The organism is Micromonospora sp. NPDC005413, from assembly GCF_040606435.1.
Classification (GTDB): Bacteria; Actinomycetota; Actinomycetes; order Mycobacteriales; family Micromonosporaceae; genus Micromonospora.
The window spans coordinates 48,458-63,096 of the sequence record NZ_JBEXEV010000020.1 but is presented as its reverse complement, the minus strand read 5'-3'; the positions used below and the strand labels follow the sequence as shown (position 1 = coordinate 63,096).

Genomic DNA, 14,639 nt, shown 5'->3' with positions numbered 1-14,639 from the left:
GGGTGGGCGTGACGCCTGAGGAGATTCTTGGGGCTGATCGGGCGCATGTTTGGCATCCGTACGCCGCGATTCCGTCGGCGAACCCGCCGTATGTGGTGGAGAGCGCCGAGGGGGTGCGGTTGCGGCTGGCCGACGGGCGGGAGCTGGTGGACGGGATGTCGTCCTGGTGGGCGGCGATCCACGGCTACCGACACCCGGTGCTGGACGCGGCGGTGACCGACCAGCTCGGCCGGATGAGCCACGTGATGTTCGGTGGGCTCACCCACGAGCCCGCCGTGCGGCTCGCCCGGACCCTGGTCGAACTGACCCCGGACGGCCTGGAACACGTGTTCCTGGCCGACTCCGGCTCGGTCAGCGTCGAGGTGGCGGTGAAGATGTGCCTGCAGTACCAGCGGGCCATCGGTCGGCCGCAGCGGCACCGGCTGGCGACCTGGCGGGGCGGCTACCACGGCGACACGTTCCACCCGATGAGCGTCTGCGACCCGGAGGGCGGGATGCACCACCTCTGGGGCGACGTGCTGCCCCGGCAGGTGTTCGCCCCGGTCCCACCGGGCGGCTTCACCGACCCGCCCGACGACGCGTACGTGGCGGCGTTGGTGGAAACAGTCGAGCGGCACGCCGACGAACTGGCGGCCGTGATCGTCGAGCCGGTCGTCCAGGGCGCCGGCGGGATGCGCTTCCACCACCCGGGTTACCTACGGGTGCTGCGCGAGGTGACCCGAGCGCACGGGATCCTGCTGATCTTCGACGAGATCGCCACCGGGTTCGGCCGTACCGGTGAGATGTTCGCCGCCGAGCACGCCGGGGTGACGCCGGACGTGCTGTGCCTGGGCAAGGCGCTCACCGGTGGTTACCTGACGCTCGCGGCGACGCTCTGCACCCCGGAGGTCGCCCGGGGCATCTCTGCCGCTGGCGTCCTGGCGCACGGACCCACGTTCATGGGCAACCCGTTGGCCTGCGCGGTGGCCAACGCCTCCATCGGGCTGCTGCGGGCCGGGGACTGGTCGGCACAGGTGGCCAGGGTCGGCGCCGGCCTGCGCGCCGGCCTGGAGCCCCTTCGCGGCGCGCCCGGCGTGGCCGACGTACGGGTGCTCGGCGCGATCGGGGTGGTCCAGCTCGATCACGAGGTCGACCTCGGCGCGGCCACCACGGCCGCCGTCGACCAGGGGGTGTGGCTACGCCCGTTCCGCGACCTGATCTACACGATGCCGCCGTACGTCACCGACGACGCCGACCTGGCCCGGATCGCGGCCGGTGTGGCGGCGGCGGTGGCGGCCGGCTGAGTCGGCCCGGTCACCGGGTCGACGGTTACCCGGGCGGGGCTGCCGTCCGGACGAGGAGAGGGGAACACTCCGATGGAGAGCTTCGGCACCCGGCTGCACCGGGCGATCACCGAGCGCGGGCCACTCTGTGTGGGCATCGACCCGCATCCCGGTCTGCTGGCCCGTTGGGGCCTCGCGGACGACGTTCAGGGGCTTGACCGGTTCACCCAAACCGTCGTGGAAGCGCTCGGTGACCGGGTTGCGGTGGTCAAGCCTCAGTCGGCCTTTTTCGAGCGGTTCGGGTCCCGAGGTGTGGCGGTTCTTGAGTCAACTATCCGACAGTTACGGAATGCCGGCTCGCTCGTTCTGCTCGACGTCAAGCGCGGCGACATCGGTTCGACGGTGAGCGCGTACGCCTCCGCGTACCTCGATCCATCCAGCCCTCTGTATGTCGACGCGGTCACCGCGAGCCCCTACCTGGGGGTAGGTTCGCTGGCACCGATGTTCGATCTCGCCGCCAAGCACGGCGGCGGAGTGTTCGTGCTGGCCCTCACCTCCAACCCCGAGGGCGCGGCCGTTCAGCAGGCCCGCACGGCCGACGGCCGCACCGTGGCGCAGACCGTGATCGACGAGATTTCCCAGCTCAACAGGGGTGCGACCCCGCTCGGCAGCTTCGGTCTGGTGGTCGGCGCGACCATCGGAGAAACCGGTCACGACCTCTCCGGCGTGGGGGGCCCGCTGCTCGCCCCGGGGCTCGGCGCACAGGGTGCCGGCGCAGCCGATCTGCGTACCGTCTTCGGTTCCAGCCTCGCCTCGGTGCTCCCGTCGTACTCCCGGGAGGTGCTCTCGGCAGGCCCCGATGTCGCCGCCCTGCGGGCCGCCGCGGACCGCGTGTTGGTCGACTGCCGGGCCGTCCTGCCTGCCCGGTGACTGACTGATGGGTCGGTCACTCTACGGTGATCATGCGGCCCCCACGTTGCCGAAAGCTCCGTTGGCCGCTAGTTTTCCCCGCGCTGGGAACCACGGACCCCTTGGTTCACAGCGACACCACGTTTCACAGATGCGGCGGTGCGCCCCGCCCGCCGCGATAGGGACCTGAGGAGAACTGGTGCCGCTCCCGTCACTGACCCCCGAACAACGCGCTGCCGCGCTCGAGAAGGCCGCGGAGATCCGCAAGGCCCGTGCTCAACTGAAGGAGCAGCTCAAGCAGGGCAAGACCACCCTCGGTGCTGTCCTTGAGCGAGCCGAGAACGACGACGTCGTGGGCAAGCTCAAGGTTTCGGCCGTCCTGCAGGCCATGCCGGGCATCGGCAAGATCCGGGCTACCCAGATCATGGAGAAGCTCAAGATCGCCGACAGCCGTCGCCTGCGCGGCCTCGGCGAGCAGCAGCGCAAGGCACTGCTTGGAGAGTTCGCTGCCAACTGAACCTGGCAGCGTGTAGAAACAAGCAGTGAGCACGGATGACGAGGCGCGCCCGGCGGCTCGGCTCACTGTCCTGGCTGGACCTTCGGGTTCCGGCAGGGAGAGTGTCGTCGAGCTCGTCCGGGCGCGTTCTCCGTCCGTGTGGATCCCGGTGCCGGCAACCACCCGTCCGCGCCGGGAGTCGGAGATCGACGAGGTCGACCGTGTCTTCCTCGCCCCCGCCGATTTCGATCGCAGGGTCGCCGCCGGCGAGTTGCTGGAGTGGTCCCGGATCGGCTCGTACCGCCGGGGCACCCCGTACCCACCACTGCGCGCCCGGCTCGACGCCGGGCAGTCGGTGCTGCTCCCGCTCGACCTGGCCGGCGCTCCGCTGGTCCGTGCGCGCCTGCCCGATTCCCGGTTGGTGCTGCTGAGCCCGCCCGGGTACCGACCCGACGCCGCCGTGGCGGCCGCGTTCGAGCACACGCTGACCCACGACCGCACCGGTCGGGTGGTTGATGAGCTGGTAGGCTTACTCGGTTCTTCTTATCCGGATCCGGCCTGGTCGCGCGTGCGCGGCTGACGGTCGGCCGCCATTGAGACTCAGCACCGCGTCCGCGCGGCTCGAAAGACGCAGAGGTTAATTCGTGGGATCCATCGCCAACCCCGAAGGCATCACCAACCCGCCGATCGACGAGCTCCTCGAGAAGACGACGTCGAAGTACGCGCTGGTCATCTTCGCGGCCAAGCGCGCGCGCCAGGTCAACGCCTACTACAGCCAGCTTGGTGAGGGTCTGCTCGAGTACGTCGGCCCGCTCGTCGAGACCACCCCACAGGAGAAGCCCCTCTCCATCGCCATGCGCGAGATCAACGGGGGCCTGCTCACCGCTGAGCCGACCGACCAGCCGTAAGCCCTCCACGGCCGATGTCCCCCTCGATCGTCCTCGGGGTCGGCGGCGGCATCGCCGCCTACAAGGCGTGTGAGCTGCTGCGACTCTTCACCGAATCGGGCCACCAGGTGCGGGTCGTGCCGACCGCGTCGGCGCTCCGGTTCGTTGGGGCGCCGACCTGGGCGGCGCTCTCCGGCCAGCCGGTCGCCGACGACGTCTGGACCGACGTCCACGAGGTGCCGCACGTCCGGCTCGGTAAGCAGGCCGACCTGGTGGTGGTCGCACCGACCACCACCAACCTGCTCGCCAAGGCCGCGCACGGGCTCGCCGACGACCTGCTCACCAACACCCTGCTGACCGCCCGCTGCCCGGTGCTGCTGGCCCCGGCCATGCACACCGAGATGTGGGAGCACCCGGCCACCGTGGCCAACGTCGCCACGCTGCGCGCTCGGGGTGTCCGGGTCATCGAGCCGGCCGTCGGCCGACTCACCGGCGTCGACACCGGCAAGGGTCGGCTGCCCGACCCGGCGGAGATCTTCGCCGTCGCCCGTCGGGTCCTGGCCCGGGGCGACTCCGCCCCCGCCGACCTGGCCGGCCGCCGGGTGGTCGTCACCGCGGGTGGCACCCGGGAGCCGTTGGACCCGGTCCGCTTCCTGGGTAACCGCTCCTCGGGCAAGCAGGGTTACGCGTTCGCCCGAGCGGCGGTCGCCCGGGGCGCCCGGGTCACCCTGATCGCGGCCAACGTCTCCCTTCCCGACCCCGCTGGCGTCGACCTGATCCGGGTGGGCACCACCGGCGAGTTGCGGGAGGCGACGTTGAAGGCCGCCGTCGAGGCCGACGCGGTGGTGATGGCGGCGGCTCCGGCCGATTTCCGGCCGGCGACGTACGCGCCTGGCAAAATCAAGAAGTCGGACGATGGTGTCGCGCCCACCATCGAGCTCGTCACGAACCCGGACATCGCCGCGGAGCTCGGCCAGCGCAAACGACCGGAGCAACTGCTGGTGGTGTTCGCCGCCGAGACCGGCGATGCCGAGGCCAACGGCCGGGCGAAACTCGCCCGGAAGCGGGCCGACCTGATCGTGGTCAACGAGGTCGGTCCGGACCTGGTCTTCGGCGCCGACACCAACACGGTGACGGTCATCGGCGCGGACGGCTCGGTCAGCCGACTGCCCGAGCAGGCCAAGGAGGATGTGGCCGACGCCGTGTGGGATCTCGTCGTGACGCGGCTGACCGGCCGCTCCTGATGGGTGGTACAGGGCGCGACCGATCCCGACACCGGCCGCAGTGGTGATTAGACTGCCGCGGAACGACCTCACACGCTTAGGAGTGCCGTGACACGCCGTCTCTTCACGTCCGAATCGGTCACGGAAGGCCACCCGGACAAGATCGCCGACCAGATCAGCGATGGCATCCTCGACGCGCTGCTGGCCGAGGATCCGCACAGCCGGGTGGCGGTGGAGACCATGATCACCACCGGCCAGGTACACATCGCCGGTGAGGTGACCACCAAGGCGTACGCCGACATCCCGACGATCGTCCGCCGGACCATCCTCGACATCGGCTACGACTCGTCGAAGAAGGGCTTCGACGGCGCCTCCTGCGGGGTCAGCGTCTCCATCGGCGCGCAGTCCGAGGACATCGCGCAGGGCGTGGACAATGCCTTCGAGCTGCGTACCGGGGCTTCGGAGAGCGCGCTGGACGCCCAGGGCGCCGGCGACCAGGGCATGATGTTCGGCTTCGCCTGCTCGGAGACGCCCGAGCTGATGCCGCTGCCGATCGCGCTGGCGCACCGGCTGGCCCGCCGTCTCGCCGCGGTCCGCAAGGACGGCACGATCCCTTACCTGCGGCCGGACGGCAAGACCCAGGTGACCATCGAGTACGAGGGGCTGCGCCCGGTCCGGCTGAACACCGTGGTCGTGTCCAGCCAGCACGCCGCGGACATCTCGCTCGACTCGCTGCTCACCCCGGACGTGCGCGACCACGTGATCGCCCCGGAGTTGGAGAGCCTCGGTCTGGACACCGACGGCTACCGGCTGCTGGTCAACCCGACCGGCCGGTTCGAGATCGGCGGCCCGATGGGTGACGCCGGGCTGACCGGCCGCAAGATCATCGTCGACACGTACGGCGGGTACGCCCGGCACGGCGGCGGCGCGTTCTCCGGCAAGGACCCGTCCAAGGTGGACCGCTCGGCCGCGTACGCCATGCGCTGGGTGGCCAAGAACGTGGTCGCCGCCGGTCTCGCCGAGCGGTGCGAGGCGCAGGTCGCGTACGCCATCGGCAAGGCGCACCCGGTGAGCCTGTTCATCGAGACGTTCGGCACCGAGACCGTGCCGGTCTCCTCGATCGAGAAGGCCGTCACCGAGGTGTTCGACCTGCGCCCGGCCGCGATCATCCGGGACCTCAACCTGCTCCGTCCGATCTACCAGCAGACCGCAGCGTACGGCCACTTCGGCCGGGAGCTGCCGGACCTGACCTGGGAGAGCACCGACCGGGCCGCCGACCTCAAGTCGGCCGCGGGAGCCTGACCGCCACCACGCGTAGCGACCGGCGACCCGCGGACGGGTCGCCGGTCGCGCGCGTCTGCGTGGATGTCCCGCTGGCGCACCTGGACCGGCCGTTCGACTACCTGGTGCCGGCGGAGCTGGACGAGGTGGCGGTGCCCGGCACCCGGGTGAAGGTGCGCTTCGCCGGGCAACTCGTCGACGGGTGGTTGCTGTCGCGCGCCGACGACTCCGGGCACACCGGCCGCCTCGCGTACCTGGAGAAGGTCGTCTCGCCGGAGCCGGTGCTGGCGCCCGAGGTCGCCCGGCTGGCCCGGGCGGTCGCCGACCGGTACGCGGGCAGCCTCGCCGACGTGCTCCGACTCGCCGTGCCACCCCGGCACGCGCGGGTCGAGAAGGAGCCTCGCGACGAGCACCCGACCCCGACGGTCGCGACCGCCGAGGTCGAGGCGGTCGACCCGCGCGGGTGGCGGGACTACCCGACCGGCCCGCCCCTGCTGCGCGCGCTCACCGACGGCCGGGCGCCCCGCGCAGTCTGGTCGGCGCTGCCCGGCGAGGACTGGGCGGCCCGCTACGCCGACGCGGTGGCCGCCACCGTCGCCGGAGGACGCGGCGCGGTGGTCGTGGTGCCCGATGCCCGCGACCTCGATCGCCTCGACGCCGCGCTCACCGCTGTGCTCGGCCCGGGACGACACGTCAGCCTCACCGCCGCGCTCGGGCCGGCCCGGCGCTACCGGGCGTTTCTCGCCGCCCGGCGCGGGGAGGTGCCGGTGGTGATCGGCACCCGAGCGGCGATGTTCGCCCCGGTGGACCGCCTCGGCCTGGTCGCCATCTGGGACGACGGCGACGACCTGCACTCCGAGCCTCGCGCTCCCTACCCGCACGCCCGCGACGTGCTGCTCACCCGCGCTCAGCTCGCCGAGGCAGGCGCGCTGCTCGGCGGGTACGCCCGCACCGCCGAGACGCAGCTGCTCCTGGAGACCGGTTGGGCCCGGGAGGTGGTCGCCGACCGGGCGACCGTGCGGGCCCGGATCCCGGCCATCGCGCCGACCGGTGACGACCCGCAGTTGGCCCGCGACCCCGGGGCCGCCACCGCCCGGCTGCCCAGCCTGGCCTGGACGGCTGCCCGCGACGCCATCCGGCAGGACCTGCCGGTGCTGGTGCAGGTGCCCCGGCGTGGCTACCTGCCCTCGATCTCCTGCGCCGAGTGCCGCACCCCGGCTCGCTGCGCGCACTGCGCCGGCCCGCTCGCGCTGCCGTCGGCCGGCGGCACCCCGGCCTGCCGGTGGTGCGCTCGGGTGGCCGCCGCGTACGCCTGTCCAGAGTGCGGTGGGCGGCGGCTGCGGGCCGCGGTGACCGGCGCGCGGCGGACCGCCGAGGAGCTGGGTCGGGCGTTCCCCGGCGTGGCGGTGCGGACCTCGGGGCGCGAGGAGGTGCTGACCGACGTGCCCGGCGGCGCGGCCCTGGTGGTGGCCACGCCCGGTGCCGAGCCGGTCGCCGAGGGCGGCTACGGCGCGGTGCTGTTGCTCGACTCGTGGGCTCTGCTGACCCGGGCCGACCTGCGCGCCGGCGAGGAGGCGCTGCGCCGCTGGCTGGCCGCGGCGGCCCTGGCCCGCCCGGCACCGGCCGGCCGGGTGGTGGTGGTCGCCGACGGCGCGCTCGCCCCGGTGCAGGCGCTGCTGCGCTGGGACGCCGCCTGGTTCGCCGGCCGGGAGCTGGCCGAGCGCCGGGAGCTGGGCTTTCCGCCGGCGGTACGCATGGCGAGCGTCACCGGCCTGGCAGAGGCGGTGGCCGACCTGCTCGCCGCGGCCCGGCTGCCTGACGACGCCGAGGTGCTCGGGCCGGTGCCGGCCGAGGAGGGTCGGGAGCGGATGCTGGTCCGGGTGCCCCGGGCACGGGCCGCCGCGCTTGCCGAGGCGTTGCACTCCGCCGCCGGGGCACGGGCCGCCCGCAAGGCCGCCGATCCGGTTCGTCTCCAGGTCGATCCGCTGAGCCTGTTCTGACGGTTTCGGCTGGTGCCGACGCCCGACGGACCTGGTCCGCAGGGGTGGCCCTCGCACACCGCGTCCGGCAAAGCGCTGGCGGCAGAGTGGTAGCATCGCCCGTCATGCCGGGCGTACGACGGCTCCAGGTCACGGCACTGCGTGAGACGGGCGGGCCGAGCTGGAGTCGCCGGAGGATGGCACGACGGTGGCGGGAACGCCGCGGTCGGACGCGATGTCGATGATGTCAAACAGCCGGTTATCAGAGGTGGGCCAGTCGTGACCGTTCGACAATCGATCGTCTTCAACGGCGACCTCGGCAGCGGCAAGAGCACCGTGTCGGTGGAGATCGCCAAGCGGCTCGGGATGCGCCGGGTCAGCGTGGGTGACCTCTACCGGGAGATGGCGCAGCAGCGGCAGATGACCGCTCTGCAGCTCAACCTGCACGCCGAGCTCGACCAGGCCGTCGACGGCTACGTCGACCAGCTCCAACGGGACATCGCCGCCTCCGGTGAGCCCCTGATCATGGATTCCCGGCTGGCCTGGCACTTCTTCACCGACGCGCTCAAGATTCACATGATCACCGAGCCGGGCGAGGCGGCCCGCCGGGTGCTTGCCCGCCCCTCCGGGCCGGCGGAGAGCTACGCCTCGCTGGAGGAGGCGAAGGCCAAGCTCCGTGAGCGCAGCGCGAGCGAGCGCAGCCGGTTCATCATCCGTTACGGGGTGGACAAGGCCCGACTGCGCAACTACGACCTGATCTGCGACACCACCCGGGCCTCCGCCACCGAGGTGATCGAGCACATCATCGCCGCGTACGAGGGCACCCTCGGCGCCGAGGTGCTGCGGGACGGGCCGCTGCTGCTGCTGGATCCGGCCCGGGTCTACCCGACCGACGACATCGCCACCCTGCGGGGTCTGTGGGACACCGATTTCGTCGGCGACGTGGCCGAGGCCGGTGATGAGGCGCTGGAGCCGCTGAAGATCGGGTTCACCGGTGAGTACTTCTTCGTCGTCGACGGTCACCGCCGGCTCAGCGCGGCCCTGCAGAACGGCTTCACCCTGGTCCCCGCCCACCTGGTCGCCGAGGTCGACGAGCCGGTGGTGGGTGGGATGACCGCGATCGACTACTTCGCCGCCCAGGTGCGCCCCGGCCTGGTCTACGACTGGGAGGCGGCTCACAAGATCGAGCTGCCGCTGCCCGAGCCCGCGCTGCTCCGCGGCGACGCGGTGCTCGCCGGGGACCCGGGCGTCGGCGCCTGACGGGTTCGTTCCCCGCGCCGGGCTGAGCCCGGCGCGGGACCCGGCCCGCGCCGACTTCCCCCGTCGCGGGGGCTGCCGGGAACGGCCGGCACCGGGATGATGGAGCCTCCGACGCATCGACGGGGAGGCCAGCCATGGACGCTGCCGAGGCGCTCACACTGCTCATGTCGCCGCAGGGGCGTATCGACCCGTACCCGACGTACGAGCGACTGCGCGCGCACGGGCCAGTGGTGCAGGCCATGCCGGGCCTGTACGTGGTGACCGGTTATCCGGAAATCGACGAGCTGCTGCGCGACCCCCGCCTCGGGGTGCTGGACGACGCGCTGCGAGACCAGGTCTGGCCGAACTGGCGCGAGAGCCCGGCGGTGTCGTCGATCGCCCGCTCCATGCTGCGGACCAACCCGCCCGATCACAGCCGGATGCGTCGGCTCGCCTCCGGCGCGTTCAGCCCGCGTCGGGTCGCCGGCATGCGTGACGTGGTGCGCGCCCAGGCCGAGGAGCTGCTCGACACGATGGTGGCCCGGGCCGGGAGCGGCGCGCCGGTCGACGTGCTGGCCGACTTCGCGTACCCGTTGCCGGTGGGCGTGATCTGCGCACTGCTCGGCGTGCCGGCGGCGGACCGGCCGCTGTTTCGCCGCTGGGCTGGTGACATGACCGGGGTGCTGGAGCCGGAGATCACCCCCGAGGAGTTGGCCGTCGCCGACGCGGGCGCCACCGAGCTGAGGGACTACTTCGTCGAGCTGGTCGTCGCCCGGCGCCGGAAGCCCGCCGACGACCTGACCACCGCGCTGGTCCAGGTGCACGACGCCGACGGTGAGCGGCTCACCGGCGCCGAGTTGCTGGCCAACCTGGTGGTGCTGCTGGTCGCCGGCTTCGAGACCACCACCAACCTGCTCGGCAACGGCCTTGTCGTGCTGCTGGGTCACCCCGAGGCCGCCGCCACGCTGCGCGCCGATCCCGACCTCGCCCCGACGTACGTCGAGGAGCTGCTGCGCTACGACTCCCCGGTGCAGTTGACCACCCGGACCAGCACCGCGCCGGTGCGCTGCGGCGGGCTCGACCTGCCGGCCGGCAGCACCATGTTGCTGCTGCTCGGCGCGGCCAACCGGGACCCCCGACGGTTCCCTGACCCGCAGCGCTTCGACCCGACCCGTGAGCAGGCGCACCCGCTCTCCTTCGGTGCCGGCCCGCACTACTGCCTCGGCGCCGGTCTGGCCCGCCTGGAGGCGCAGCTGGCCTTTCCGATGCTGCTGCGCCGCCTGCCCGAGCTGGCCCTGGCCAAGGCCCCCCGGCACCGCACCCGGCTCACCCTGCGTGGTTACGAGAGCATTCCGGTGACGCTGGGCACACCGGCGGTGGTCGATCGAGGTACGCCGGCCGGCGCGCAGCCGGGCACTCCGTAGACTGGTACGGCACCGCTCGTCCCACCCATGAAGGAGCCATCCCGCGTGACCGTCCAGCCCATCCGTCTGTTTGGGGATCCGGTGCTGCGCACGCCGGCCGATCCGGTGGTCGACTTCGACGCCGAGCTGCGTCGGCTCGTCGCCGACCTTACCGACACGATGCGTGAGCAGAACGGCGCCGGCCTGGCCGCGCCGCAGCTCGGTGTGAGCCTGCGGGTGTTCGCCTTCGACGTCGACGACGTGCTCGGGCACCTGATCAACCCGGTGCTCGAGTTTCCCGACGAGGAGGAGCAGGACGGCCCGGAGGGCTGCCTGTCCATCCCCGGGCTCTACTTCGACACCAAGCGTCGGCAGAACGTCGTCGCCAAGGGCTTCAGCGCCTTCGGCGATCCCGTGCAGATCGTCGGCAGCGGCCTGATGGCGCGCTGCGTGCAGCACGAGACCGACCACCTCGACGGGGTGCTCTTCCTCGACCGGCTGGATCCGGAGGGGCGCAAGGAAGCCATGAAGGCGATCCGCCAGGCCGAGTGGTACGACGGGGCAGCCCCGCCGACGGTCAAGCTGAGCCCGCACATCAGCGACCCCTTCGGTCTGGGGCGGTGACCCGAATGCGCGTGATCTTCGCCGGTACGCCGGCCGTCGCCGTTCCCGCCCTGGCCGCCGTCGCCGCCTCCCGGCACGAGCTGGTCGCCGTGGTCACCCGGCCCGACGCGCCCGCCGGGCGCGGACGTGGTCTGTCCCGCTCCCCGGTCGGCGAGTGGGCCGACGAGCACGGCGTCGAGGTGCTCACGCCGGCCCGCCCCCGCGACCCGGAGTTCCTCGACCGGCTGCGCGAGCTTGAGCCGGACTGCGTGCCGGTGGTCGCCTACGGCGCGTTGGTGCCGCCGGCGGCCCTGGAGATCCCCCGGTACGGCTGGATCAACCTGCACTTCTCCCTGCTGCCCGCGTGGCGGGGCGCCGCGCCCGTGCAGCACGCGGTGCTGCACGGTGACGAGCTGACCGGGGCCAGTGTCTTCCAACTGGAGCAGGGCCTGGACACGGGCCCGGTCTACGGCACCCTGACCGACGAGATCCGCGCCGCCGACACCTCCGGTGACCTGCTGGAGCGGCTCGCCGATTCCGGTGCCGGGCTGCTGGTGGCGGTGCTCGACGCGATCGCCGACGGCACCGCCCGGGCCGAGCCACAGCCCGTCGACGGGGTGTCGCTGGCGCCGAAGCTGACCGTGGACGATGCCCGAGTGCGCTGGAGTGACCCGGCCTTCGCCGTGGATCGCCGGCTCCGGGCCTGCACCCCGGCCCCGGGCGCCTGGACGATGTTCCGGGGTGAGCGGGTGAAGCTCGGCCCGGTCGTGCCGGTGCCCGACGGCCCAGAGTTGAAGCCGGGGGAGTTGCTGGTGGAGAAGTCGCGAGTGCTGGCCGGAACGGCCACCGTGCCGGTGCGCCTCGGCGAGGTCCGTGCCGCCGGCAAGCGGGCAATGGCCGCGACCGACTGGGCGCGTGGCGTCCGGGTCGGCACCGGCGAGGACTTCGCGTGACGGCCCCCGAGGGGACGCGCCCCACGCGCTCCGGCCCGTCGGCCAATCGTGGCGGGGACCGCCGTCCGGTCCGGCCACCGACGGACCGACCGCGCCGCGCGGCGTACGAGGCGGTGGCGGCGGTGCACCGCGACGACGCGTTCGCCAACCTGGTGCTGCCCATCATCCTGCGGGAGGAGGGGCTGTTCGGCCGGGACGCGGCCTTCGCCACCGAGCTGACCTACGGCACCCTGCGCCACCTGGGCACCCTGGACGCGATCCTGACCGACGCGGCCGGCCGGGACGTGGCCCGGATCGACCCGCCGGTACGCGACGCGCTGCGGATCGGGGCGTACCAACTGCTGCACACCCGGGTGCCGGCGCACGCCGCGGTCTCGTCGACGGTGGACCTGGTCCGTTCGGTCGCGCCCGGTGCCAGTGGCTTCGCCAACGCCGTGATGCGCGAGGTGTCCACCCGTGACGCGGACGCCTGGGTGGCGAAGCTCGCCCCACCGATGGAGACCGACCCGGTCGGGCACCTTTCGGTGGCGTACAGCCATCCGCAGTGGATCGTGCGGGCCTTCTCCGAGGCGCTCGACGGCGATCTGGGTGACACGGCCCGCCTCCTGATCGAGGACAACGAGCGCCCGCCGGTGCACCTGTGTGCCCGGCCCGGGCTGATCGACCCGATCGAGCTGGCCGACCAGGTCGGCGGGGCGCCCGGCGCCTTCTCGCCGTACACCGTCTACCTGCCCGGCGGTGCGCCGGGCGACGTGCCGGCGGTGGTCGACGGCCGTGCCCACGTCCAGGACGAGGGCTCCCAGTTGGTGGCCGCCGCACTCGCCGACGCGCCGTTGGACGGCCCGGACGGGCGTTGGCTTGACCTGTGCGCCGGCCCGGGCGGCAAGGCCGGGTTGCTCGGCGCGCTGGCCGCGCAGCGTGGTGCGCGGGTGACCGCGGTGGAGGTGGCCGAGCACCGGGCCCGGCTGGTTTCCCTGGCGACCCGGGGCCTGCCGGTGGCCGTGCTGGCCATGGACGGCCGTGAGGTAGGCGCCGACCCGAAGCTGCCCGAGCAGCACTTCGACCGGGTGCTGGTGGACGCCCCGTGCACCGGGCTGGGCTCGTTGCGGCGTCGGCCGGAGTCGCGCTGGCGCCGCCAACCGTCGGACCTGCCGCCGTTGACCCGGCTGCAACGGGAGTTGCTCGGCGCGGCGCTGCGGGCGGTCCGCCCGGGTGGCGTGGTCGCCTATGTCACCTGCTCGCCGCACACGGTCGAGACGCACGTGACGGTGACCGAGGCGGCTCGTCGTAGCGGGGTGCCGGTGGACTTCGTCGACGCCCGGCCGCTGCTGCCGGCCGGCATGCCCGGTCTGGGCGACGGGCCCACCGTGCAGCTCTGGCCGCATCGCCACGGCACCGACGCCATGTTCCTCGCCGTCCTGCGTCGAGGCTGATGTGACACGCATCCGGCCGGTCACCCGACCGGCCGGATTCGCAGGCGCTCAGGTGACCGGGAGGCCCTTGGTGCCGACGTTCTTCATCGAGCGCGTCAGGTTGCGGTCGCTGATCCAGAGGAAGCACTGCACGCCACGGTTGCCGTTCTTCCACTCATCCTCGTACGGCTGGTAGTAGATCGTCCCGGCGCGGAACTCAAGCTGGGAGTTGTCCGGCACCTTGGCGTACTTGGCGATCATCGTCTGGCAGGCCCGGTGGGTCCGCTTGATGGTGCGGGAGAACTCGTCGTAGCTGATGTCCGGGGCCTGCCAGACCCCGACGAACTCGGCGTGGTGCTTCGCGGTGCAGGAGACCGGCACCATCTCGTCGATGTCGTCCTTGATCAGCTTCGGTTCGAAGCAGCGGTACGCCAGCGGCGAGGCGCCGGTCAGCGCACCCCGGAGGCTGCCGGTGCGCAGGTCGACCGCCGTGTCGTCGATGCTGGCGATCTCGGTGACGTCGCAGCGGTACCAGCGGGCCCCGCCCGCCCAGGCCGGCGGCGACGGCAGCACGACCGTCAGGCCGAGCCGCCCGGAACGCCAGTCGGCGCCGACCGCCTTGTTGACCTCCTTGTCGCACGCTGCCTGCGCGGTACGCATACCCACCGAGCCGAGCTGCGGGGGCCTGTCGCGCTCGGCACCCGGGCCGGTGAGCGTGCCGACGTGCACGGTCTCCACCCGGTGCGACTCGGTGCACGCCGTCGGGTTGTAGCCGGACAGGAAGCCGACCTGCTGGGAGGTCTGGTGGCAGACGTCGGCGGCGGGAACGAACTGCTGCGCCGCGACGGGCGCCGGCCAGTCGTCGACGAGATCACGGTCGACTCCGGCGGGTACGCCGCACCCGGCCAGCGCCAGGGCCAGGGCCGTACCTCCGGCGAACGCCGCCAACCACCGTCGCATCCCCGACCTCCCGCCGCTGGTGGCCTCCAGCC

The 14,639-nt window shown here is 72.7% G+C and carries 14 protein-coding genes; 13 read left to right on the top strand and 1 reads right to left on the bottom strand.

Features of this window, described 5'->3' with window-relative positions; translation table 11 throughout:
- Positions 1-8 precede the first annotated feature (8 nt).
- From ABZS37_RS20805 to ABZS37_RS20745, 13 genes are all read left to right on the top strand, one after another.
- Positions 9-1,283, top strand: a complete 1,275-nt coding sequence (locus tag ABZS37_RS20805; RefSeq protein ID WP_355171200.1) for an adenosylmethionine--8-amino-7-oxononanoate transaminase — start codon at positions 9-11, stop codon at positions 1,281-1,283.
- Positions 1,284-1,355: 72 nt separating this feature from the next.
- The gene (pyrF, locus tag ABZS37_RS20800) at positions 1,356-2,192 is read left to right on the top strand and encodes an orotidine-5'-phosphate decarboxylase (RefSeq protein ID WP_355171198.1); all 837 of its coding nucleotides are present in this window, start codon (positions 1,356-1,358) and stop codon (positions 2,190-2,192) included.
- A gap of 178 nt (positions 2,193-2,370) precedes the next feature.
- On the top strand, positions 2,371-2,688 hold the full coding sequence (mihF, locus tag ABZS37_RS20795) for an integration host factor, actinobacterial type (RefSeq protein ID WP_112584585.1): 318 nt from the start codon (positions 2,371-2,373) through the stop codon (positions 2,686-2,688).
- A 25-nt stretch (positions 2,689-2,713) separates the two neighbouring features.
- Complete coding sequence (locus ABZS37_RS20790) at positions 2,714-3,247, top strand: guanylate kinase (protein WP_355171196.1); 534 nt, start codon at positions 2,714-2,716, stop codon at positions 3,245-3,247.
- A 64-nt stretch (positions 3,248-3,311) separates the two neighbouring features.
- Positions 3,312-3,575: a DNA-directed RNA polymerase subunit omega gene (gene rpoZ / locus ABZS37_RS20785; protein WP_074318577.1), complete on the top strand. Its 264-nt coding sequence runs from the start codon at positions 3,312-3,314 to the stop codon at positions 3,573-3,575.
- A 14-nt stretch (positions 3,576-3,589) separates the two neighbouring features.
- The gene (gene coaBC, locus ABZS37_RS20780; RefSeq protein ID WP_355171194.1) at positions 3,590-4,798 is read left to right on the top strand and encodes a bifunctional phosphopantothenoylcysteine decarboxylase/phosphopantothenate--cysteine ligase CoaBC; all 1,209 of its coding nucleotides are present in this window, start codon (positions 3,590-3,592) and stop codon (positions 4,796-4,798) included.
- An 87-nt stretch (positions 4,799-4,885) separates the two neighbouring features.
- Complete coding sequence (gene metK / locus ABZS37_RS20775; RefSeq protein ID WP_204944578.1) at positions 4,886-6,079, top strand: methionine adenosyltransferase; 1,194 nt, start codon at positions 4,886-4,888, stop codon at positions 6,077-6,079.
- A gap of 59 nt (positions 6,080-6,138) precedes the next feature.
- Positions 6,139-8,058 carry a primosomal protein N' gene (locus ABZS37_RS20770; RefSeq protein ID WP_355171192.1) on the top strand — a complete coding sequence of 640 codons (1,920 nt, stop codon included), beginning with the start codon at positions 6,139-6,141 and terminating at the stop codon, positions 8,056-8,058.
- Between the two features lie 258 nt (positions 8,059-8,316).
- Positions 8,317-9,297 carry an AAA family ATPase gene (locus ABZS37_RS20765; RefSeq protein WP_355171190.1) on the top strand — a complete coding sequence of 327 codons (981 nt, stop codon included), beginning with the start codon at positions 8,317-8,319 and terminating at the stop codon, positions 9,295-9,297.
- Positions 9,298-9,431: 134 nt separating this feature from the next.
- Complete coding sequence (locus tag ABZS37_RS20760; protein WP_355171188.1) at positions 9,432-10,700, top strand: cytochrome P450; 1,269 nt, start codon at positions 9,432-9,434, stop codon at positions 10,698-10,700.
- Positions 10,701-10,745: 45 nt separating this feature from the next.
- Entirely contained in the window at positions 10,746-11,303 is a 558-nt protein-coding gene (gene def, locus ABZS37_RS20755) for a peptide deformylase (RefSeq protein WP_354993655.1), read from the top strand.
- A 5-nt stretch (positions 11,304-11,308) separates the two neighbouring features.
- A complete protein-coding gene (gene fmt / locus ABZS37_RS20750; protein WP_355171186.1) occupies positions 11,309-12,235 on the top strand; it encodes a methionyl-tRNA formyltransferase in 927 nt (308 codons plus the stop codon).
- Complete coding sequence (locus ABZS37_RS20745) at positions 12,190-13,668, top strand: transcription antitermination factor NusB (protein WP_355171274.1); 1,479 nt, start codon at positions 12,190-12,192, stop codon at positions 13,666-13,668. The genes fmt and ABZS37_RS20745 overlap by 46 nt, the downstream gene beginning before the upstream one ends.
- A 48-nt stretch (positions 13,669-13,716) precedes the next feature.
- On the opposite strand, the gene ABZS37_RS20740 is transcribed toward ABZS37_RS20745, so the two are convergent.
- Entirely contained in the window at positions 13,717-14,607 is an 891-nt protein-coding gene (locus ABZS37_RS20740; RefSeq protein WP_355171272.1) for a septum formation family protein, read from the bottom strand.
- Positions 14,608-14,639 lie beyond the last annotated feature (32 nt).

What these genes read in the sequence shown, in the direction of transcription:
- pyrF (WP_355171198.1), top strand. Translation starts at nt 1,356, where the DNA reads ATGGAGAGCTTCGGCACCCGGCTGCACCGGGCGATCACCGAGCGCGGG.
- ABZS37_RS20760 (WP_355171188.1), top strand. Translation starts at nt 9,432, where the DNA reads ATGGACGCTGCCGAGGCGCTCACACTGCTCATGTCGCCGCAGGGGCGT.
- coaBC (WP_355171194.1), top strand. Translation starts at nt 3,590, where the DNA reads ATGTCCCCCTCGATCGTCCTCGGGGTCGGCGGCGGCATCGCCGCCTAC.
- fmt (WP_355171186.1), top strand. Translation starts at nt 11,309, where the DNA reads ATGCGCGTGATCTTCGCCGGTACGCCGGCCGTCGCCGTTCCCGCCCTG.
- ABZS37_RS20740 (WP_355171272.1), bottom strand. Translation starts at nt 14,607, where the DNA reads ATGCGACGGTGGTTGGCGGCGTTCGCCGGAGGTACGGCCCTGGCCCTG.